Source organism: Vibrio sp. 970, assembly GCF_033339075.1.
On record NZ_JAWOTW010000008.1, the window covers coordinates 18,121 to 39,570 of the forward strand.

Annotated in this window: 18 protein-coding genes; 7 read left to right on the forward strand and 11 right to left on the reverse strand. The window is 43.8% G+C overall.

The window, feature by feature from the left end; genetic code table 11:
- Nucleotides 1-486: 486 nt before the first annotated feature.
- The 8 genes from R7Q11_RS13325 to R7Q11_RS13360 form a co-directional block, all read right to left on the reverse strand.
- Complete coding sequence (locus R7Q11_RS13325) at nt 487-960, reverse strand: DUF2947 domain-containing protein (protein WP_017636094.1); 474 nt, start codon at nt 958-960, stop codon at nt 487-489.
- A 13-nt stretch (nt 961-973) separates the two neighbouring features.
- Complete coding sequence (locus R7Q11_RS13330) at nt 974-1,561, reverse strand: HD domain-containing protein (RefSeq protein WP_005376917.1); 588 nt, start codon at nt 1,559-1,561, stop codon at nt 974-976.
- 1 nt (nt 1,562) lies between these two features.
- Nucleotides 1,563-2,147, reverse strand: a complete 585-nt coding sequence (gene rimJ / locus R7Q11_RS13335; RefSeq protein ID WP_025767303.1) for a ribosomal protein S5-alanine N-acetyltransferase — start codon at nt 2,145-2,147, stop codon at nt 1,563-1,565.
- Nucleotides 2,148-2,183: 36 nt separating this feature from the next.
- Nucleotides 2,184-3,728 (reverse strand): transcriptional regulator TyrR, encoded by a 1,545-nt coding sequence (gene tyrR, locus R7Q11_RS13340; protein WP_225466507.1) that lies wholly within the window; start codon nt 3,726-3,728, stop codon nt 2,184-2,186.
- A 100-nt stretch (nt 3,729-3,828) separates the two neighbouring features.
- On the reverse strand, nt 3,829-4,869 hold the full coding sequence (locus R7Q11_RS13345; protein ID WP_225466508.1) for a YcjF family protein: 1,041 nt from the start codon (nt 4,867-4,869) through the stop codon (nt 3,829-3,831).
- Nucleotides 4,866-6,242, reverse strand: coding sequence for a YcjX family protein (locus R7Q11_RS13350; RefSeq protein WP_225466509.1), 1,377 nt, complete (start codon nt 6,240-6,242; stop codon nt 4,866-4,868). The genes R7Q11_RS13345 and R7Q11_RS13350 overlap by 4 nt, the downstream gene beginning before the upstream one ends.
- A gap of 255 nt (nt 6,243-6,497) precedes the next feature.
- Nucleotides 6,498-6,683 (reverse strand): hypothetical protein, encoded by a 186-nt coding sequence (locus R7Q11_RS13355; RefSeq protein WP_005376906.1) that lies wholly within the window; start codon nt 6,681-6,683, stop codon nt 6,498-6,500.
- A gap of 174 nt (nt 6,684-6,857) precedes the next feature.
- Nucleotides 6,858-8,375: a fumarate hydratase gene (locus R7Q11_RS13360; protein WP_005376905.1), complete on the reverse strand. Its 1,518-nt coding sequence runs from the start codon at nt 8,373-8,375 to the stop codon at nt 6,858-6,860.
- 270 nt (nt 8,376-8,645) lie between these two features.
- Between R7Q11_RS13360 and pabB the strand changes: the two genes are divergently transcribed.
- Nucleotides 8,646-10,010, forward strand: a complete 1,365-nt coding sequence (pabB, locus tag R7Q11_RS13365) for an aminodeoxychorismate synthase component I (protein ID WP_042522775.1) — start codon at nt 8,646-8,648, stop codon at nt 10,008-10,010.
- Between the two features lie 365 nt (nt 10,011-10,375).
- Here the strand turns inward: pabB and R7Q11_RS13370 are convergent, their stop codons facing one another.
- Nucleotides 10,376-12,076, reverse strand: coding sequence for an ATP-binding protein (locus R7Q11_RS13370; protein ID WP_005376903.1), 1,701 nt, complete (start codon nt 12,074-12,076; stop codon nt 10,376-10,378).
- 7 nt (nt 12,077-12,083) lie between these two features.
- Nucleotides 12,084-12,623: a heme NO-binding domain-containing protein gene (locus R7Q11_RS13375; protein ID WP_005388282.1), complete on the reverse strand. Its 540-nt coding sequence runs from the start codon at nt 12,621-12,623 to the stop codon at nt 12,084-12,086.
- A 231-nt stretch (nt 12,624-12,854) separates the two neighbouring features.
- On the opposite strand from R7Q11_RS13375, the gene R7Q11_RS13380 reads away from it, so the two are divergent.
- From R7Q11_RS13380 to R7Q11_RS13400, 5 genes are all read left to right on the forward strand, one after another.
- A complete protein-coding gene (locus tag R7Q11_RS13380) occupies nt 12,855-13,454 on the forward strand; it encodes a CoA pyrophosphatase (protein ID WP_005376901.1) in 600 nt (199 codons plus the stop codon).
- A 345-nt stretch (nt 13,455-13,799) separates the two neighbouring features.
- Complete coding sequence (locus R7Q11_RS13385; protein ID WP_005388284.1) at nt 13,800-15,053, forward strand: aromatic amino acid transport family protein; 1,254 nt, start codon at nt 13,800-13,802, stop codon at nt 15,051-15,053.
- A gap of 97 nt (nt 15,054-15,150) precedes the next feature.
- Nucleotides 15,151-16,512 carry an L-serine ammonia-lyase gene (locus R7Q11_RS13390; protein ID WP_042522776.1) on the forward strand — a complete coding sequence of 454 codons (1,362 nt, stop codon included), beginning with the start codon at nt 15,151-15,153 and terminating at the stop codon, nt 16,510-16,512.
- A 212-nt stretch (nt 16,513-16,724) separates the two neighbouring features.
- Nucleotides 16,725-18,440 (forward strand): EAL domain-containing protein, encoded by a 1,716-nt coding sequence (locus R7Q11_RS13395; protein ID WP_042522777.1) that lies wholly within the window; start codon nt 16,725-16,727, stop codon nt 18,438-18,440.
- A gap of 94 nt (nt 18,441-18,534) precedes the next feature.
- On the forward strand, nt 18,535-19,002 hold the full coding sequence (locus tag R7Q11_RS13400; RefSeq protein WP_017636099.1) for a GNAT family N-acetyltransferase: 468 nt from the start codon (nt 18,535-18,537) through the stop codon (nt 19,000-19,002).
- Nucleotides 19,003-19,091: 89 nt separating this feature from the next.
- On the opposite strand, the gene queD is transcribed toward R7Q11_RS13400, so the two are convergent.
- A complete protein-coding gene (gene queD, locus R7Q11_RS13405; RefSeq protein WP_005376896.1) occupies nt 19,092-19,454 on the reverse strand; it encodes a 6-carboxytetrahydropterin synthase QueD in 363 nt (120 codons plus the stop codon).
- Between the two features lie 293 nt (nt 19,455-19,747).
- Between queD and R7Q11_RS13410 the strand changes: the two genes are divergently transcribed.
- A complete protein-coding gene (locus R7Q11_RS13410) occupies nt 19,748-21,373 on the forward strand; it encodes a methyl-accepting chemotaxis protein (RefSeq protein WP_205461187.1) in 1,626 nt (541 codons plus the stop codon).
- Nucleotides 21,374-21,450: the final 77 nt, after the last annotated feature.

Consider the following 21,450-nt stretch of genomic DNA (forward strand, 5'->3'; position numbering starts at 1 on the left):
GATACAGACTATTTTGTTGGTTTATGAGTTTTAGAGTGGTACTTTCCTTTGTTTTTATCGGTGAGGGAGTGATTTTAGCCTGCTGTTTGTAGGCAACCGCGTCATTTGGAATAGAAAAAGTTATCTGAAATAAAAGGCTTTCTAACTCACCATAACACAGTAGTGTGCAGTTCTGCAGTACGATCTAATCGTGACTAACCAGCGGACGTGTAAGATCGGGTATGAGTTGCTAAAAGTAATGTTCAAATCTTCACACGCGAACTTTAATCCGTATAACCATTAATAATTCTGAATTGTCCCACCAGCGCCCCACTTTAGTCGGGGCGTGATAGCCACCAATAAAAACAATCACTTATAGCGTGGGTGTATATACCACGCAAATCTATACTCACGTTATCGAGCGCGGGGCTGGCGGTGTGTTGAGTCCATTATCCAGCCTTTAGAAAAACAAAGCCACCTCGAAAGGTGGCTTTGCTTTACAACTCGTTATTGACGAACACCGAGTTTCACATTGCCTTTTGAATCAAACCAAAGTGCTTGCGAACGGCGACGTCCTATTAGTATCGGACCATCGTCATAAAAGAGAAAGTTCTTCCAGTGCTTTTTAAAAATAGACCATTTCGTTTCGATGACATTGTACTTCTCGTAGCAAAAGTAAACGGTTACATCGTCTTGCCAATCGATATGTGCCTCAGCTTCCGCTGGCATGTCAGGATCATCCGACTCCCACGCAGCCATCCAATCCACAGTTTCAGACCAATTCGCCTCGTTCATTGGCCAGTCTTGGGAACTTAGTCTATCCATATCAGGGCTTTGAGCACTGATATTTTCTTTCCAAAATTGTGCTGAGCGGGCTTGGCTCATCGGCTTAATAAAAGCCAAATCTTCTTCTGGCACAGGCATCGACTGATGCGTAAAAATCCATTTTCTTTGGTATTCGTCCAAAGGCAAATAAGACATTCAGTCTCCTTTATTACGATTTCAGCCAACCTTTCTCTGTGGCTTCTTCAATCAACTCTTTCGCTTTGTCCCATAAGGTAACAGAGCCAAATTCAATTCGTTTATTAATGGTAAGTGCTTGTTCGCGTGAGACACCATGTTCCTTCCAACTCTGACCATTATTATGGTAGTTCAAGAGCATTGGAATTAACCGATCGAGTGCTTTTGCATACTTAGCATCATCGGTCTGCGCGGCTTCAAATTCATGCCAAAGCGCCAATAGCTCTTGCTCCTGATCGCTGGGTAACATACCAAACAAGCGCTCTGCAGCTCTAATTTCTTTTTCTGCTTGCTCTTGAGACGCAGCAGTATCATAAACAAAGGTATCGCCCGCGTCGATCTCTACTACGTCATGTATCAATAACATTTTCATCACTCGGCAAATATCAACAGGTGCATTCGCATGCTCTTCCATCAATATTGCCATCAGTGCGACATGCCAACTATGCTCACCACTATTTTCGAGGCGCCCTTCAGCACTTTTAACTCGAGTTCGGCGCAAAATGCTTTTGAGTTTATCGAGCTCGATTACAAGTGCTAACTGCTTTTCCAATCGTTCCATACTATCGCCCTTCTTGCTGCCAATTCGGATTAATAAGCGACGTTAGAACGTGGTCTTGCCACTCACCATTAATCAAAAGGTAATCTTTTGCATACCCTTCTCGGTTGAACCCTACATGCTCTAGCACAGATTCACTGCGTTTATTGTGAGGCATGTAGCCAGCTTGAATACGATGTAGTTTCTGAACGTTAAACATGTAGTCGCAAGCCATGGTTAATCCACGACGCATATAACCATGCCCTTGCGCTTTTTCAGCGAGAGAATATCCGACGTTACAAGAATAAAAAGGAAAACGACTCAAACTACTAAAGGATATCGTACCTAGCATTTCACCCGAAGAGGCTCTGACTAAAAGGCAATAATACCCCAATCCCATTCGATGCAGCTCATTGAGCTTGATAAGCTTTTGCAACCAACCGTTCACTGAGAAAAAAGCCTCTTCACGTTTCGGTTCAAACGGTTTCAGGTATTCTCGGTTCGCTTGAAAATATTCGGCAATCATATCTGCGTCACCGATTTCAGCGGTACGAAGAAGCAAGTCACCGTCCAACATATGAACGGCGATAGATGAGCTGTTATCTTCCATTACAAATGATTAATTCCGTCTTTTCGTTCAATTCGATTAATTCTTACGGATACCGTAATCACGCAGTTTATTAGCGATTGAGGTATGCGATACATTTAAGCGCTTAGCAAGCTTACGGCTTGATGGGAATGACAGATACAAACGTTCCAGAACTTGAGATTCATAATCACGCATGATCTCATCCAAAGAACCGTCGATGTTAAGCGTTGCACTACCAGCGCCGACTGACTGAGGCTGAGGTAAATTGAAGTGACCCGCGTTTAGTATATCACCATCCATTTCCGTGAGCGCTCGAAGAACCATGTTATCCAGCTGGCGCATGTTTCCTGGCCACTGATAATTTGCAAGGGCATCAACTAGACCATCATCAAACTCTGGCTTATCAATCCCAAGCTGTTGAGCATGTTTCGCCACAAACAACTCAAGCAATGGTGCAACGTCGTTTGAGCGCTTACGTAACGGAGGAATGCTGAGCGTAAGTACGTTGAGACGATAATACAAATCTTCACGGAACATTCCTGCTTCAGAAAGCTCGGCAAGGTTATGTTTTGTTGAAGCGATGATACGAACATCGACATGCATCTCATCTTCTGCACCGACACGACGGAAATTACCATCTTGTAGAAAACGTAACAGCTTGATTTGAAGATGCGAACTCATTTCACCGATTTCATCAAGAAATACCGTCCCGCCATTTGCTTGCTCAAAGATGCCTTTGTGGCCTTGTTCATGATTAAATGAACCCGGCGCATGACCAAAAAGTTCGGTTTCTGCTACATCGTCAGGCATCGAAGCACAACTCAAAACTAGGAATGGCTTGCTCGCGCGGCTAGAACGGCTGTGGCAAGCTTTAGCAAGCATTTCTTTACCGGTCCCCGTTTCGCCCTCAATCAACAATGGTTGGTCAAGCACAGACAGCTTCTTAGCTTGGTTCATTAGTGCTTTATGACGGTTCGATATACCAACAAAGTGCTCAAAACCCAGAGGGTTATGCAGCGGTAGCGCTTCTTCAATTCTGGCAACTTGCTGACTAGAGCGAATCGTCATTAGAGTACTCGCTAGAGTCGAGTTTTGCGCTTCGTCTCGGATATAAACGGGCATCAACTCTAGAACATAGTCCAAGCCCTCAATCACAAGGTTTTCCCGTGTTCGGCCATTCACACCCTCAGACCAACGAGAGAAACGAACACTTGGTAACAAAGCACCGATTTGAGTACCAATCACTTCTTGCTTGTGAAGGCCAAGCAATGAAAGTGCAGACATGTTTGCCATGTCTACGGCACCTTTAAGATCAATGGCAAAAACAGGATCGGGCAAGTTATCAACTAACGAGAGCAGCTCCGTATTGTGGCGCTCCATCGGCATAAACTGGATTTTACGTACGTCTTTCACCCCCGGAATACGGCGGATTTCAGCCATCAGCTCACTAAACGTATCAAAATCAATATCCGGGCAATTCAAATAGATAATACCGCTAATATCGATTTCGATACCACGCAAGTCGATGCTTTTAGACGCTAAAATATCGAGCAGTTCTCGGGTCAAGCCGAGTCGATCTTCACATAAGACTTCAAGACGCACTTAAAATATCCCAATTCACAACTGTCAGGAAAAGTTGACAGTAGTTTCTATCATGCTTGGAATGGCGTCAAGCAATCCTATCCATCAAAGTTGATATTCGTTACGGTTTCATCGTAATTGATGCAACTTTCGCCGCCACTGCCTTGCGTATGGTGCCCAACTTAACCTGACGGTCAGGATACCAGGGTAGTGGACGCAATAAGGTCATCGCTTTCAAGCCCAAACGTGCCGTTAGAATACCAACACCTAGCCCCTGCCCCGCACGAGCAGAAACTTTGCCAGCAAGATCCATCGACATCAAATCCATACTGGCATCAATAGCGAGCTCACTGGCACCAGCCGCCGCCATATTGACAAATACCGCTTTTAGTAACTTGATGCGAGATGCATAACCTAGCTCTACCCCATATACCTTGGAGAGGTTGTCGATCATTTTGAAATTTCGCCAAGCCACCAGCAACATATCAGCGGCAGCCAGAGGGCTCACGGCGACTAGGGCCGCACACTCGGTTGCGTGCTGTGATACGATTTTCGTTGCCAACTTGTCTTGTTGGCTCACCACCATCGAGTCATACATATCAAGAATTTCAGCGTCACTATGAGCAGGGTTAATACTGTTCTGCCAACGATCAAAGCCCGGATTCTCTGCCATCACACCACTTTGTTCTGCTACGGTTTCGCAAAAGGCTTTCCCTTTCCCAACGCTCTCACTATTAACAAGTGCTTCTGCTTCTTCTTGAACACTAAAATGATTTCGTAGTTTTCGCAGTTTCCAAAGCTCTTTACCCATAGCTCCTAAACCAAGCGAAGCGATCGCAGCAATAAACCCCGTCCAGCTTAAGGCCAGCCAATCAGAAGCCTGAATTGCGGTTATAACCGAGTCCACCGCTTGCCAGCCAACCAAACCAGCAAAAGTTGCAAATGCGCCAGTCGCGAGCCATTTTCTGCCCGATTTTGGACGAATGACATGCTCGAGTTGCAATTCCTGTTCGGTCTCCTGGTGCGCTTCTTTAACTTCAACAGGTACAAATGTTTCTTTTTCGCCGAATGTTTGCTGCGCCGTCAATTCCGGTTGATTCGATTGCTGCTCTTTTTCCATTGCCTTTTCAGAGAAAACTTGTTTTTGCTTCAACTCACTCATTTCAATTTATCTCCAATCAGGTAATCCAGTGCTTTGTCTAAGCGTATGTGCTTCACTGGCTCATCATTCGGTGAGGGCATCGGACGAAACGACGTAAAATCAAACCCGTTGTTTTGCCAATAAGCTGCATTTGGTAGCTTTTTCGGCACCTCTCCGGGAAACATAGTCATCGGCTCACCACCCAATGTTGTTCCTTGTAACGCCGGGATGGTCTTATCTCCAGAGGAAATAAACCCCGTCGTGGTTGCTTGGATGGAAGCGATACTCATGCAGCTCATCTCAATATTCTCGTAGGCTGCCGTTTGCCATGCTGGATGCACCATTTGTTGGAGCAGAGACACCAAATTTGGGTGCTGATCGGGCGTGATATGATCCGCTTTTGTAGCAGCAAACAACACTTTGTCGATTTTTGGTGAGAACAAACGACGCAAAAAGCTACTACGACCATAGCGGAAGCTATGCATGATCTGTTCTAGCGCTTGGCGCATGTCGTAAAACGCTTCATCACCGGCATTGAGAGGCTGCAAACAATCCACCAGTACAATCTGGCGATCGAAGGTCGCAAAATGATGCTTATAAAACGCTTTCACTACTTTCTGTTGGTATTCCTGAAAACGGGCTTCTAGCATCGCTAAGTTACTGCCCTTGGGCGCTTTGCTTTCCGAATCAGCACGACACGGAAAAAACTGTAGCACCGGCGCGCCTGCTAGCTCACCAGGTAATACAAAGCGGCCAGGCTGAACCCAATGAAGGCCAGAGTCTTTACAAGCATGAAGGTACTCTGTGTATGTGTGTGCAACTTTCTCAAGTAGTTTCTCATTCACTTCTGCAAAGAGATCCACTTTCTCCAGTTCAGAAAGCCAAGCTTTGGCTAAATCGCCACGCTGGCCTTTAAGTGCATCAAACTGAGTTTGCGACCACGTTGCAAAGTCCATGTCCAATAAAGGCAGGTCGAGCAACCACTCTCCTGGATAGTCGATAATATCAACATTTAAAATTGCGGTTTTACTCAACAGCTTTTTCGTAGTTTTATTTGGTTTGTACTTGAGCGCTAAGCGAATCTCACTCACATCACGTGTCGGTACTGGCCACTGAGGTGGAGTGGCATGAATTTGGCTCATCGCCTCATCGTAAGCAAAGCGTGGCACCATCATATTCGATTGAGGCTCACGCTTCGCTCCAATAAGGCGCTTATCTCTAGCCGCAGTCAAAAGAGGCAAATTGTCATGGGTTGCAGTATGAAGAAGCTGATTCACTAATGACGTGATGAATGCCGTCTTACCGGCACGAGAAAGTCCGGTGACAGCAATTCGAACATTAGAGTCCATACCTCTGTTGATAAAGTCATTAACTTCTTTCTTTATTCTCTTCATTACGCTTCTTTATCTTACTCCACTTTAAAACAACGTTGTCAGCGACTTCGAATTTCGAGCTATGAATACTGTTCTATCCCGAATTCTATGAGTTTAACTTTATATACCTTAATAAAAGATGAACAAAACATCCGGCTTAATGCTGTATCAAAAAAGAAAAGCCCCTGAGTGGTTCAGAGGCTTACTTAATCTACAGCATTAGTTACTCTATATGCGCTGATTACTATGTTAAACAGGAACCCGCTTTCTTTAAGCCTAGTCGTCTTCGATCAACTTATAGATAACAAATAGAGCGATTTCTAAAATCAGCCACAACACACATGTGATGGTCACGTACTTTTCATCAAAGATGCTGATACCGTGAAGAATCAAGTCATAGCCAACAAAGCCACCTATCACTACAGCAAGAATAATTTGTAGAATCTGAATAAAACGAGGCATGCCGTCTCCTAATTATTGTTCGCATAACGTTTGATTGCTATGCCTAAAGGTTTATATCCTTAATTATATAGACAAAAAGTGCAGGTTTCGCTGCACTTTTGTCAATTGTTTGCTAGGTAAATCAGCACCTTGTCACATTCTCTCTACTGAGACGCAGCAAGATTGCCCTTTGCCTTATGCTTCCATCTCTTGAATTTTCACTTTCCAAGTGTCTGGACCAATTTGGTGCGCGTTAACACCATTTGAGTCGACAGCCACTGTTACTGGCATATCTTCAACTTCAAATTCGTAAATCGCTTCCATACCTAAATCTTCAAATGCGACAACGCGAGCTTTCTTGATCGCTTTCGCCACCAAGTACGCAGCGCCACCGACAGCCATTAGGTAAACCGCTTTGTGATTCTTGATAGATTCAACCGTTGCAGGGCCACGCTCAGCTTTACCGATCATGCCCATGATGCCTGTTTTTTCTAGCATCATATCGGTGAATTTATCCATACGCGTTGATGTTGTTGGGCCAGCAGGACCAACGACTTCATCACCAACTGCATCAACAGGGCCTACGTAGTAAATGAACTTACCGTTTAGATCTACACCTTCAGGCAGACCTTCGCCATTATCTAGCATGCCTTGAATACGTTTATGCGCAGCATCACGACCAGTCAGAATTTTACCTGATAGAAGAACCGTTTCGCCTGTCTTCCACTCTTGTACTTCTTCTTTAGTAATTGTATCTAAGTTTACGCGACGCGTATTTTCGCCCGCTTCCCAAGTGATGTCTGGCCAATCTTCTAGTTTAGGTGGTGTTAGCTCTGCTGGGCCGCTACCATCAAGCGTGAAGTGCACGTGACGAGTCGCCGCACAGTTCGGGATCAAACAAACAGGCTTAGAAGCCGCGTGCGTTGGCGCAGTTTTGATTTTAACGTCGACAACAGTCGTCAAACCGCCAAGACCTTGCGCACCGATACCAAGTTTGTTCACGCGATTGAAGATATCCAAACGAAGCTCTTCTTCTGCGTTTTGTGGGCCACGGTCAATAAGCTCTTGAATATCGATGTGTTCCATTAGAGATTCTTTTGCCAATACCGCTGCTTTTTCAGCCGTACCGCCGATACCAATGCCAAGCATGCCAGGAGGACACCAGCCCGCCCCCATTGTTGGTAGCGTTTTTTCTACCCACTCAGCAATATCGTCAGATGGGTTTAGCATCACCATCTTAGTTTTGTTTTCGCTACCGCCGCCCTTCGCAGCGATCTGAATTTCAACTTTATCGCCCGGAACCATGTTGATATGTACGACGGCAGGCGTGTTGTCTTTGGTATTAATACGTTTACCAGCAGGGTCCATAAGTACTGACGCACGCAACGGGTTATCAGGGTTCGTGTACGCTTGTCGAACACCTTCATCTACCATCTGCTGAACCGTCATGTCGGTCGAATCCCATTGCACGCCCATACCGATGTTGACGAAACACGTCACAATACCAGTATCCTGACAAATTGGACGGTGACCTTCTGCGGACATTCGGGAGTTAATTAGGATCTGAGCAATCGCGTCTTTCGCGGCTTGACTCTCTTCGCGGTGATAGGCTTTTTCAAGAGCTTGAACAAAGTCTAGCGGGTGGTAGTAAGAAATATACTGTAGCGCATCAGCGACACTGCTGATCACATCCTGCTTGCGTATTACCGTCATTACATGCCTCGTTATAGTTATGCTTCCATTATTGGCTTGGCTTCAATCGTGTTTGTTAAGCTTATTGCTCTTTTGAGCTTCGTTTTTTATAAACAATTGTCGAACGGCTGATATCGACACACGAAATGCTGAAGTTGCCTACTTGTAAACCATCTCAAAACCCTATGAATAGAGGGAGTTTGGCTACACAGAGGAATATGATACTCTTGCTGCCCATGACATGCCATGCAGTGAACGATCTCTTTGTCACAAATTACACAAATGAACAACATGGACAATCAATTCATTGATTTTAAAGCGTTGGAATACGCACCAGAGTTTGCTCTTCACCTTTTTTCTCGCATTCAACACCAGCCTTGGGCGATGTTGCTGCGTTCTGCATCAAAAACGCATATCGATAGCCGCTTCGATGTATTGGTTGCCAACCCAATTGCAACGTTAGAAACCACTGCCGACAACACACAAGTTGAAACGCCATCGAATGCCTATTCAACTCAAGATGACCCATTTGCGCTGCTTCATCAGATGCAAGAACAGTGGCTTCCTCACGTAGAGTTAAATAAAGAATTGGATTTGCCTTTTGTCGGCGGTGCGCTAGGTTACTTCAGTTACGATTTAGGTCGCCGCGTAGAAACGATGCCAGAAGTGGCAGAAAAAGATCTCAACACGCCGGATATGGCGGTAGGTCTGTATGAATGGGCCGTCGTTGTTGACCACAAGCTTAAAAAAGCATGCTTAGTCGGTCAGAACATCGAGCAAGCTTGGCAATGGTTAAACGAGCAAAAAGCAGAACAAACCGTTGACTTCGCTTTGTCTGGTGCTTGGCAGTCAAACATGACAAAAGAGAGCTACGCCACTCGCTTTGACAAGGTGCAAGAATACTTGTTGAGCGGTGACTGTTATCAGATCAATTTGGCGCAACGCTTTAACGCACCGTATCAAGGCAGTGAGTGGCAAGCGTATCTAAAATTAGAGTCCGCCAACCAAGCGCCATTTTCCGCTTTTATCCGTATGCCTGAGTCTTCGATTTTGAGTATCTCTCCAGAGCGCTTTTTAGAGCTCAAAGATCGCGTCATTGAAACAAAACCAATCAAAGGTACTCGCCCACGCAGCGAAGATCCAAAGAAAGATAACGCTAATGCCCATGACTTGCAGACAGCGGAAAAAGATCAGGCAGAAAACCTGATGATTGTCGATTTGCTGCGTAATGATATTGGTCGGGTTGCATCACCGGGTAGCGTTCACGTGCCAAAGTTGTTCGATATTGAAAGCTTCCCTGCCGTGCATCATTTGGTGAGCACCATTCGTGCAAATTTGGATGAACAATACGCTCCTGCGGATTTGCTGCGAGCGTGTTTTCCAGGCGGTTCAATTACGGGAGCACCTAAAGTTCGCGCAATGCAGATTATTGAAGAACTGGAGCCGCATCGACGCAGCGCGTATTGCGGCAGTATTGGCTACATTTCACGCCATGGTCGTATGGACACCAGCATTACTATCCGAACTCTTGTAGCGGAAAAAAACAAACTTTACGCTTGGGCTGGCGGCGGCGTCGTGGCAGATAGCGATTGCGCCTCTGAGTATCAAGAAACGTTGGATAAGCTTTCAAAGATTTTGCCAGCGCTGCAATCGTAGGTTTCAACAGCACACAACGCCGCTTTAATGCTATTGACGAAAACAATCTAAAACGCCTCCAGAACGGATAATGCCGCTCATTTAACAGCGAGTGGCATATTTCTGTATCTCATCACCCTGCACAGCGACGAAAGAGCGTGATACAGGTTCTTCTATTCAAGCACTTTGTGGTCAAATTTGTTTCATTATCCGCTCGGCGTGCTGCTACTAGATTCTTAGTCTCGCCAAGGCTCGCTAGAATGACCCAAAAAACATCGTTAAATGATCGGCATTATCCGGTGTGGTGCGTTTTTTTGTGTGTTTTATTTGCATGTACTTTAGCTTTTAGCCGTTGGCCAACAAACATACTTTTTAAGAGGCAGCGTCTACTGCTCAAGCCACTTACACATAATCTGTTCGATATCGGTTGCGGTGTACGGCTTAGTGAGGATGTCGTCCATGCCTGAATCAATGCACTTTTGACGCTCTTCGATGGTAGTGCCAGCGGTTAATGCAATAATAGGATGAGTAAAGCCACGCTCTCTCAGATACATCGTCGCCTCATAACCATCCATTTCAGGCATTCGGCAGTCCATGAATATCAGTTCGTAGTCTTTACTTTTCACCGCTTCTAATGCTTCTTTTCCGTTGGCTTTTAAATCAGGTGTAATGTCGAGTTTTTTCAGCATTTGAGTAACAATGACTTGATTCATTCTGATGTCATCAACCACTAATATTGAGCGTCCTGCTAAATCGCTTCGCTCTATAGTGACCAATTCCCCCTCTGCTGTGCCTTGTGCTTGCCCTTCCTCAAGAGGAATAGCAACTTTAAAAGTTGTCCCTTTGCGCTCTTCACTCTCAAAGCTAATTTGACCTTGCATCAAATCCACGAGGTTTTTACAAATCGCGAGACCTAAACCTGAGCCTTCAAAGCTGCGTTTCGCCGAGCGATCAACTTGGACAAATGGGTCAAAGAGTGACGGCTGTGCTTTTATTGGGATGCCAATACCAGTGTCTTCAACCTCAAAATAAGCCGTGCCGTTAAGCCATTCCACACGTAACACGACACCACCCAAGTGAGTAAACTTAATCGCGTTTCCCACCAAGTTAACCAAAATTTGTGTAATGCGCTCTAAGTCACCGACTAAAAATTCAGGGATCCCCAGCTTTTTGTCGATAGAGAAATGGATGCGTTTTTCCGCAGCCTTAGCTGCAAATACACCCATGATGGCTTTTTCAAGCTCCTCCCAGGCAAAAACTTTATGTATGATTTCCATCATACCGGCATTCATCTTACTGAAATCAAGAAGATCATTAATGATAACTCTCAATAAGTCCCCTGATTGAGTCAAATTGCTCAAGTATTGACGCTGCTCTTCTTCTAATTGGGTTCGACTCAATAACTCCGCACTACCCAATACGCCATTGAGAGGAGTTCGCAGCTCATGGTTAATCATGGCGACAAACTCCTTCGTCGCTTTTTCTGATTCCTCAGCCCGCTTTCTCAGCTCGACCTCTCGCTCTAAACTTAAGTGTCGACCAATAACACCATGAACTAAGTCAGACACGAGCTCCATCTGTTTGGAAATAAAAGACTGATCGATTTGATCTTGCAACACGGAGAAAATCAACTCCCCAACCGTTTCCCCATCAATGATAACTGGCAAATGCAAATTCTCTCCCTGCCAATTAGGAGTGGTGAAAATCTCGTTGTTATGACGAAGCTGTAAGTGACCAAAGTGATGACGACGCAATGAGCTCAGCTTTGTAGCGTCAAGAAACAAGTAAGCCGCAGAAATGATCGAGTTAGAAGTGAGCTGCTCAATAAAGCTCGCTATCATTGCTTCATCGAACGTGCTCGATAAAAAAGTACGACCGAACTTAATCAACGTCGCATCAATTTGCTCTTCAAACTCAAACTTACGAAGATCCTTTTTAGATTTCAGCTCCAGCTTTTTCAATGCAACACTGAGTTGCTGGTTGGATTCATATAACTCTAAGCTTTTCTGTTCCAACAGCTGCTCAGCTGCTTTTCTTGATGCAACTTCTCGTTTGAGTTTCCTTTCTAATGAGGAACTTCCCGTCATATCGTTCTTATTGAGCCTCTAACCAAAAACGTACTTTGCTACCATCTTCTGACTGATTTTGATGTTTGATATGAACTACCTCACCAAAATGCGCAGCACAGCCTTTTATCAATCCTAAGCATACGTGAGACATACATCTTGCGCTGTGGTAGTCAAATACCAATTGGGATTGATTTTCACTAATGAAATCAAATTGCGGAGGGTTAGCATCAGGATAGAGCTTCTTAACTTCGACATGAATAAAGTCTTCAACATGGCGAACAAATTGAAACGTCGTTTCACACTGTTGCAAACTGGCGTGACTAGGAATGGAGCGAAGTAAATTCAAAAAGACGCACTCTCCAAACACTTCTTGCAGTTGCTCGGGGGGAACACCAGATACTTTACTGAGATTCACGATCAACTTAACCAAGTCTTTGTGATCGTAACTACCAACAGCGGTGTAAACACCTTCATCGTTAGAAAGATCGAGAACTTGGTCTAACACATCAAGACCGAATTTCTCTTCTACTAACTCCATGAACTCGGTGAAAATAATCCCTTTCATTGGCCAATACTTGTCCTATAGTGACGTCCTAAAATAAAGAATGGTGTATAACCTTATAAGTTTCAAATTAATATGTTCAAGCAGAGTGAGACACGCAACACAAAGAGGGAAAGTGCTGGCGAGTGCTTTAATGCGAATGTTTTATTTGGTAACCAGTAACGATAACGCCATACGCTTTGCCGTCTTTGAGTATAATAAATAATGGTTAGGCACGATAAATAAGGACTCAGTTTGGTTATCGACAAAACTCATTTACTACAGAACTTTCAATTTCGGCTTCCAACGGGCTACCACAAAGAGTCCCTTGCACGACTGAAATGGATGAAAGAAAAGTCCCTGAGAGATGCGGCAGTCTTAATCGGTTTTGTGGAACGCGATGACGGGTTACAAGTCATTCTGACTAAGCGTGCAGCCCACTTACGCCATCATCCGGGACAAATCAGCTTTCCCGGTGGCAAATATGAGCAGGAAGATATTCAGCTCGTGAATACCGCTTTAAGGGAAACCAAAGAAGAAGTTGGGATAGAAGATGAGCATATTCATGTGTTTGGTCAACTGCCTACACTACCAACGATTAGTCAATTTAATGTGACACCTTTTTTGGCTTTTGTTTCTCCGGAATATAAAACGCATATTGACCCAAATGAAGTAGAGTCAGTTTTTGAGGTTCCTGCCAACCATATTCTGAACCCCAAAAAATTGTATAGCACCAAATTTGACCTAAAAAGAAGCAGTCATCGTGTATTTGCTATCCCATATAGACAGCATTTCATCTGGGGCATGACGGCACAAATTATCGAATCAATGCAAAAACATATTATTTCACATTAAACAGTTGTTGATATCGGTGCTTTTATAGGCGCGATCATTATGCGCATCAATATTAATAAAACGTTGCTTCATAAACATTCATTCACATTAGATTAATTTTCCATTTTCACCGCAAACGCTTGCGGTGAAATAAATTTATACAAACAGCCCTATTGATAAGTTTTTCTAATTTTACTCATTAGCAGAAATCACGAGTAGCACATCATTTTCGTGATAAAAAGCAGGTTTTTGACATATCATTCAATAAGCGTAAGCAATAAATGATTTAGATCTAATTTTCCTAGTGTAAAATCTTGCAAAATTACTCCCGACTTATTTCCTGTTCCCAAAATGAGTAACTAAAAAATGAATACAACTACTTCTGCGGTTTCTACCGCACAATCGTCTAGTAAGTTTTCTTACAAAGACTTTACCTGGTGTCTGTCCCTTTTTGGTACGGCAGTAGGTGCAGGTGTACTGTTCCTTCCTATTAAAGCAGGTGCAGGTGGCTTCTGGCCATTAGTAATCCTAGCCCTAATCGCAGCACCAATGACTTGGTTCGCACACAAATCTTTAGCTCGTTTCGTTCTTTCTGCGAAAAACCCTGAAGCGGACATCACCGACACAGTAGAAGAGCACTTTGGTAAGACTGGCGCAAACCTTATTACGTTCGCTTACTTCTTCGCTATCTACCCAATCGTACTTATCTACGGTGTTGGTATCACAAACACAGTTGACTCTTTCCTAGTTAACCAAATGGGCATGGAATCTATTCCTCGCTGGCTACTTTCTGGTGCACTTATTGCTGCAATGACAGCAGGCGTAGTATTCGGTAAAGAGCTTATGCTGAAAGCAACTTCAGCAATGGTTTACCCTCTCGTGTTCATCCTACTAGCACTGTCTGTATACCTAATTCCTGGTTGGAACACTTCAATGATGGAAGTGTCACCTGACTGGGGTGCAATGCCAGCTATCGTTTGGCTAGCAATCCCTGTTATTGTGTTCTCTTTCAACCACAGCCCAATCATTTCTCAGTTCTCTAAAGAGCAACGTCGTGTATACGGTGATGACGCAGTTAAGAAAACTGACGCTATCACCGGTGGCGCAGCAATGATGCTGATGGGCTTTGTTATGTTCTTCGTTTTCTCTGTTGTACTTTCTCTGTCTCCAGAGCAACTAGCAACGGCGCAAGAGCAAAACATCTCTGTTCTCTCTTACCTAGCAAACGTGCATGAATCTCCACTGATCTCTTACATGGGTCCATTGGTTGCTTTCGCAGCGATCACCTCTAGCTACTTTGGCCACTTCTTAGGTGCGCACGAAGGTCTAGTTGGTCTAGTGAAATCTCGTTCAAAATCACCAGTAAGCAAGATCGAGAAGATGTCTCTAATCTTCATTGTAATCACAACTTGGATCGTTGCTATCGTTAACCCAAGCATCCTAGGTATGATTGAAACAATGGGTGCACCAATGATTGCGGCAATCCTATTCTTGATGCCAATCTTCGCAATGCAAAAAGTTCCTGCGATGGCTAAGTACAAAACTTCAGCACCTGTGCAAATTTTCACAGCAATCTGTGGTCTTGCTGCAATTAGTTCTGTAATCTACGGCGCTCTTTAATCATCTCTGCCCAGTGCAGTATGATTAATCCAAAAATATAACGATAAAATTAAGCCTCCCAACTCCCCTTGGGAGGCTTTCTTCTGAGGTAATCGATATGATTAGTGTTTTTGATATCTATAAAATCGGTGTTGGACCTTCAAGCTCACACACTGTAGGCCCAATGAAAGCGGGTAAAGAGTTTATTGATGATCTTCGTGCAATGGGAAAACTGCGCGACATCACTAAAATCACCGTTGACGTTTATGGATCACTATCACTGACAGGGAAAGGTCACCACACAGATATTGCTATCATCATGGGTCTTGCAGGCAACACTCCTGAGAAAGTTGATATCGATTCTATCCCGGGCTTTATCGCTCGTGTAGAAGAAACTGAACGCCTTCCTGTTGGCATGCACTGTCACACAGTATCGTTCCCACGTGAAGGTGGAATGAACTTCCACAAAACAAACCTAGAGCTACACGAAAACGGCATGCAGATCCACGCGTGGATCGAAGACGAAAAAGTGTACTCAAAGACTTACTACTCTATCGGCGGTGGTTTCATCGTTGATGAAGAAAATTTCGGTAAAGAAGCTGAGAACCCAGTAAAAGTACCTTACCCGTTTACAACGGCAGAGGAACTGGTTAACCAATGCCACGAAAGTGGATTGTCCATCAGCGCACTAACCATGAAGAATGAGCATGCGCTTCATTCAGATGAAGAAACTCGTACTTATTTCGCGAACATCTGGCGCACAATGCGCGAGTGTATGGATCGCGGTATGAATGAAGAAGGTATTTTGCCTGGTCCACTACGCGTGCCTCGTCGTGCAGCAGCACTTCGCCAGCAGCTACTTACTTCAGAAAAGACGACAAACGACCCAATGTCTGTTGTTGATTGGGTAAACATGTTTGCTTTCGCAGTAAACGAAGAGAACGCAGCAGGTGGCCGCGTTGTTACAGCACCAACTAACGGTGCGTGTGGCATCATCCCTGCGGTACTGGCTTACTACGATAAGTTCATCCAAACTGTGACTGAAAAAGATTACATCCGTTACTTTGCGGCTTCTGGCGCAATCGGTGGTCTTTACAAGCGCAACGCGTCTATCTCTGGTGCAGAGGTTGGCTGTCAGGGTGAAGTTGGCGTGGCATGTTCTATGGCAGCAGCAGGCCTTGCTGAGCTTATGGGTGGTAGCCCAGAGCAAGTATGTATGGCAGCAGAAATCGCGATGGAGCACAACTTAGGTCTAACGTGTGACCCAGTTGCAGGTCAGGTTCAGGTTCCATGTATCGAGCGTAACGGTATTGCGGCAGTAAAAGCAATCAACTCAACTCGCATGGCACTACGTCGCTCTTCAGCTCCAACTGTTTCTCTAGATAAGGTTATCGAAACCATGCTAGAAACAGGTAAAGACATGAACGCGAAATACCGCGAAACATCTCAAGGTGGTCTAGCAATCAAAGTGATTTGCTAATACGACTTTCTGAATACCAATCAAAACCCGAGTTTATGCTCGGGTTTTTTTATACCCCAAAAACCTAGGAGAATACGTTATCAGGACAAGTAAAAAAAAACCTAAAACGTTGAATATATCCAAATATTATGGATATCTCAGTAAAAAATCACATCTCTTCCCTAGCTTTATTGATAACGTAGCCAAAAATTAAACTTGGAGCACATCAACACATGATTAGGTTTGAAATTGGAAACCAAATCTGCGTTTGCTTGTCCGAAAACGAAATATCTCTAGAGCTCAATCAGTCACTCCACCACTCCATTCCTGTCAACCCAAATGAGTACGCCATTCTGTCAACTATCGCCACATACGGCAGTTTAAATACGCCGATTAGTCAGCGGTTAATAGAAAGCAAAATCACTCAACAATACAAAATGACACTGCCTGAAAATGGCTTTAAAAACGCGGTGGCCGCTCTAAGAAAGAAATTTCGCAAGCTCACGGAAGAACATTTAACCACTAACAAAAACATTATCGAAAACATTCACCGGACCGGATACTTCATTCCTTTTACTATGCAAAATAACCATCAGAATGGCATCGAACATCAACAGAAGATCAATCAATACACAACCAATAGTCTTCGCAAAGCGCTTCGTATTTGCCTGCGTAATAAAAAGATCTATTCAGAAGCAATGTGGGTTGTGTTGATCACTGCGATCATTTTCTTTGCTATCTGTTACTACGCGATAAACAGCATCGTTAAACATAATTATCTGGATAACGCCTTCGAAATTGCAGAGAACCTTTCCCGCAGGAGTTGCTTTGCTAATGAAAGCGAACTGAAGTCACTATTTGATAATGTGAAGTTGGTGGAGTCGAGCATGATGCTAGATCGTTTCAATATTCGATGCTTAGTCACTCCAGAAACCGTTGTCCCTGTCAGCAAAAAAGCGTTTGAAGAGTGGAGTAACAATAGCAATTACACTACCCAATCATTTGACTTAAATAACGCAACTGTTTTGGTTCGTGTTAAAAACATTAACTTATCCGACAATGTTGAAAATCATATTTCACGTTTTTTTCTTTCCGGTATGAAGCTATCAACGAATACCGGAACGTCGTTAGAGATTGGTAACACCAATGAACGCTTTTTCAATTATCACGTAAAGAATAGTGGCTATAAAGAGGTGTATTACATCTCTGGGCCGTTTCAAAGTATCATTCTACTGAGCTTACTTTTTCTCATTATACTGCGTCACCGCTCCCTACAAGCCTTTATGGCTTACTTGTGCGCAATTCGACAGTTCAAAATAAAACTGGAGCCGATTTATAACACTTCGGCACAAAAGATTGTGCACTACGAAGCCCTCTCCCGGTTTAAGGTAAAAAATACGCAACGGTTTATTGAAACACTGATCCGCAATGGATTGCTGCTAACTCATACCTTACTGGTGATTGATTCCATCTACACCAAACAAAAAGCGTTGCCCATCCCTATCAGCATTAACGTTTGTCCTTCTTTGCTGCGAGGGCGTAACTTTTCAATCCTATATAGAGAGCTATCTAATCGGGATTGCCGTTTGCTGACAATCGAAATCACAGAAAATGCATCGATGTACTATACCTCTGAGATTTATGACAATGTCGCGAAACTAAAAGCTCTGGATTGTAAAATCAGTATTGATGACTTTGGCACCGGCAATAATAATGTGGCGCTTATCAGCAAGCTGAATCCGGACTACCTCAAAATCGACCGAGAATTTGTTATTGGCCTAAAATCTGATGATAAAAAGATAGAAACCTTGCGTCAGTTAATTGCTATGGGCAATACGTATCGCTGCACGGTCATTGTTGAAGGCGTAGAAACGGCAGACAGTGCTCACTTACTCACAACATTGGGCGCCTATATTCACCAAGGTTATTATTACCCTCTTCATTGCTAGCTTTTCTTCACTCGGTTAGTTACTTAAAATAGATCTAATACTCTATAAAAACTCGTGGTGGCATAAAGGTATGCCGCCAATTTGTGATTGAGCGATGATTGCGATTAAACCCACCAAACTGAAAGATTTTTCAAGTTTGATGCAATTGGATGTGCAAGAAGAGCAAAAAGGATTTTTTACACCGTTTGAAATGGCTTATCAAAAACGTAGTAAGTCAGAGGCGTTCTTTACGATTTATTCTGATGATCTATTAGTAGGCTATCTTGTTATCGATAAAGGTTTCTCCCAACATGCGCCGTTTGCTAAACGATACGAACTGGAGCTTAAGTACTTGATGATTGATCAACGTTTCCAACGTCAAGGGGTTGGGAGTGAGGCATTGCGTAAACTGTTCCTTTATGCGTATACCATTAACCCTAAAAGCACCTCTCTTTGCGCCACTGTTCCACAAAGTCAGCAATACGCTATCAGTTTTTTTGATGCGTGCGGATTCATTAATACAGAGGAAACAACATTGGGTGATAATGAAAAAGAATGGATTCTACGACACCCATTAAGCTAACTGGTGAAGCATAATCAAAATTGGGCCATTCAGATACAACAAAGGCAAGCTTCTCGCTTGCCTTTGTTTAATGCTCAATAGAAAGTGACTTATTCGCCTTTGTAAATACAACCCGCTGTGCACGTTTCTTTGATTTCTACTTTACTTAGCAGTGGTAAGCTTGGCTTAAGCTGCTGCCAAATCCATTTTGCTAACACTTCGCTAGTCGGGTTCTCTAACCCTTCAATGTCGTTTAGGTAGTAATGGTCTAAGCGATTGTAAATTGGTTTAAACGCAGCTTTGATCTCTGCAAAATCCACTACCCAACCTGTATGTGGATCAACTTCACCTTCTACATAAAGACGAACAAGGAAAGAGTGTCCGTGCAAACGACCACACTTGTGACCTTCTGGTACGTGTGGCAAATGGTGTGCTGCTTCGAACATAAACTCTTTGTATAATTCTGTTTTCATCTTGATTCTCAGGCTTTAAAAAGACAGGCAATACTAAGGAATTCGCTGCCAAGAGACAAGCGTTACCCCATACAAGCGTAGCAAAAACTTCCGCTAGTTCCCGGCCTCTTTGCTATCACTCACACCAAAGCGCCGTATTTCTGTCACGCGCCAAACATTTGATTACACAGCACTCACATCACAATTACATATCCCCAACATGTGTGGGGTCACAATCATTCATTTCGTTGTTCGCAGTGCGCATTTGTGCACATTAATATTGTGCAGTTCGTTCCAATTACACTTATAAATTTATGCGCTCAACTATCACTTTTAAGCTCTTACTGGCGTTAATTGCTGTCTTCAGCTGCGTCCTAGCTGCCTCTACGGCTTACCAATACCATCAACAAAAAACCTTAATCAATGATGTTCTTAGTGAACAACTCCATGATAAGGCTAGTAATTATTTCGATAGCCTAAATATGATGATGCTTACGGGCACCATGTCGCAAAAAGAGACCTTACGTCAAAAATCCCTGGCCCAAGAAGGCATTGAAGCAGTTCGCGTGTTGCGAGCTGATACTGTGACCAAACTTTACGGACCTGGGCAACAAAACCAGCAGCCTGTCGATGATATTGATCAACGAGCGTTGAATGGTGAACTGGTGATTGAACCAATCTCAGCCGATTGGGGCAAAGGGTTAGTAGTCGCGCTACCAATGAAATCGAGCGAAAATTACCGTGGCACCAACTGCGTTTCTTGCCACGTTGCACCAGCAGGAGAAGTGTTGGGCGCGATTCGCTTGGAATACAACATGAATCATGTCAATTCAATGATCAGTAAACAGGCAATGTTTGCGATGGGAATAATGGCCGTAATCGCATTTGTGGGCTTCATCATAACGATGAGTTTGATTCAAAAAATCATTGTACGACCAATTCAAAGAACGTCGAAATTCATGTCGAATGTGAGCCATAGTAAAGATCTATCTCAACGACTGATGCATCACCAACAGGATGAAGTGGGCCAACTTTCTACAGCCATCAATTCATTCATGGACACGGTCTCCGAAAGCTTAGAACGTGTGCAAGACACCTCTCACTCACTTGCCGACTCCGCGAGTAAACTAACTGCTGTCGCGCAGTCCACAGATAAAGCGGCCAATAACCAACAGCTAGAGACCAGCGAAGTACAAAGCAATATCACCGATATGCTGCAGCAACAAACTGCTGTTGAGGACTCGACTAACAACGCTACTGTTTTGGTCAATCACACCGTTGATGTCGCCACTCATAGTGCAAGCCAAGCACACAATGTAAGTGAAGACATCAAACAACTAGTAAGTAACATTGATACCGTACGGGAAAAAATCAGCTCTCTAAACCAAAGAACCGAAGAAGTGTCGTCCATTCTTGTGGTTATTAAGGGTATTGCAGAACAAACCAATCTGCTCGCGTTGAATGCTGCTATTGAAGCCGCCCGAGCCGGAGAGCAAGGACGCGGTTTTGCGGTCGTCGCGGAAGAAGTGCGTAACCTGGCTTCTAGGACGGCTGAAGCCACTGGTAATATTGAACATATCATTTCTCAATTCCAGCAAGGAAGTGAAGAGTCATTAACTTCTGTTGATACCGTCTGCCAGTTTGCTCATCAACGCTCTGTCGATGTCGAGGCACTATCAGCCACAATGCATAACGTTGTTGACGAAATGCGCCAAGTGCTCAGACATGCAGAAGATATCCAAAACCAGACGCAAACCACATCTGATGTAAGTCAGCATATTCAATCTAAAATAGATGTGATCACACTGCATGCTAACGACACATCGCAATCAGCATCACACACGCGTGATATTAGTGTTGATTTAGAGCATCTATCCGAACGTTTAGAGCAATTACTAAACCAATTCACACTTTCAGAGCACCAAAGAGTGAATAAATAGAGAGATTCTCCCCATCAAAACGAATATAAAGGTTGATGCGAGCGAATTGACAGGTAATATGTCTCGTTGAATCTGTA

Excerpts from the sequence above, each read along its gene's own strand:
- rimJ (WP_025767303.1), bottom strand. The coding sequence starts at position 2,147 with ATGGAAGATAACAGCTCATCTATCGCCGTTCATATGTTGGACGGTGAC.
- R7Q11_RS13395 (WP_042522777.1), top strand. The coding sequence starts at position 16,725 with ATGATTAGGTTTGAAATTGGAAACCAAATCTGCGTTTGCTTGTCCGAA.
- R7Q11_RS13385 (WP_005388284.1), top strand. The coding sequence starts at position 13,800 with ATGAATACAACTACTTCTGCGGTTTCTACCGCACAATCGTCTAGTAAG.
- queD (WP_005376896.1), bottom strand. The coding sequence starts at position 19,454 with ATGAAAACAGAATTATACAAAGAGTTTATGTTCGAAGCAGCACACCAT.
- R7Q11_RS13410 (WP_205461187.1), top strand. The coding sequence starts at position 19,748 with ATGCGCTCAACTATCACTTTTAAGCTCTTACTGGCGTTAATTGCTGTC.
- R7Q11_RS13360 (WP_005376905.1), bottom strand. The coding sequence starts at position 8,375 with ATGACGGTAATACGCAAGCAGGATGTGATCAGCAGTGTCGCTGATGCG.
- R7Q11_RS13350 (WP_225466509.1), bottom strand. The coding sequence starts at position 6,242 with ATGAAGAGAATAAAGAAAGAAGTTAATGACTTTATCAACAGAGGTATG.
- pabB (WP_042522775.1), top strand. The coding sequence starts at position 8,646 with ATGGACAATCAATTCATTGATTTTAAAGCGTTGGAATACGCACCAGAG.
- R7Q11_RS13400 (WP_017636099.1), top strand. The coding sequence starts at position 18,535 with ATGATTGCGATTAAACCCACCAAACTGAAAGATTTTTCAAGTTTGATG.
- R7Q11_RS13390 (WP_042522776.1), top strand. The coding sequence starts at position 15,151 with ATGATTAGTGTTTTTGATATCTATAAAATCGGTGTTGGACCTTCAAGC.
- R7Q11_RS13370 (WP_005376903.1), bottom strand. The coding sequence starts at position 12,076 with ATGACGGGAAGTTCCTCATTAGAAAGGAAACTCAAACGAGAAGTTGCA.
- R7Q11_RS13325 (WP_017636094.1), bottom strand. The coding sequence starts at position 960 with ATGTCTTATTTGCCTTTGGACGAATACCAAAGAAAATGGATTTTTACG.
- R7Q11_RS13375 (WP_005388282.1), bottom strand. The coding sequence starts at position 12,623 with ATGAAAGGGATTATTTTCACCGAGTTCATGGAGTTAGTAGAAGAGAAA.
- R7Q11_RS13345 (WP_225466508.1), bottom strand. The coding sequence starts at position 4,869 with ATGAGTGAGTTGAAGCAAAAACAAGTTTTCTCTGAAAAGGCAATGGAA.
- R7Q11_RS13355 (WP_005376906.1), bottom strand. The coding sequence starts at position 6,683 with ATGCCTCGTTTTATTCAGATTCTACAAATTATTCTTGCTGTAGTGATA.
- R7Q11_RS13330 (WP_005376917.1), bottom strand. The coding sequence starts at position 1,561 with ATGGAACGATTGGAAAAGCAGTTAGCACTTGTAATCGAGCTCGATAAA.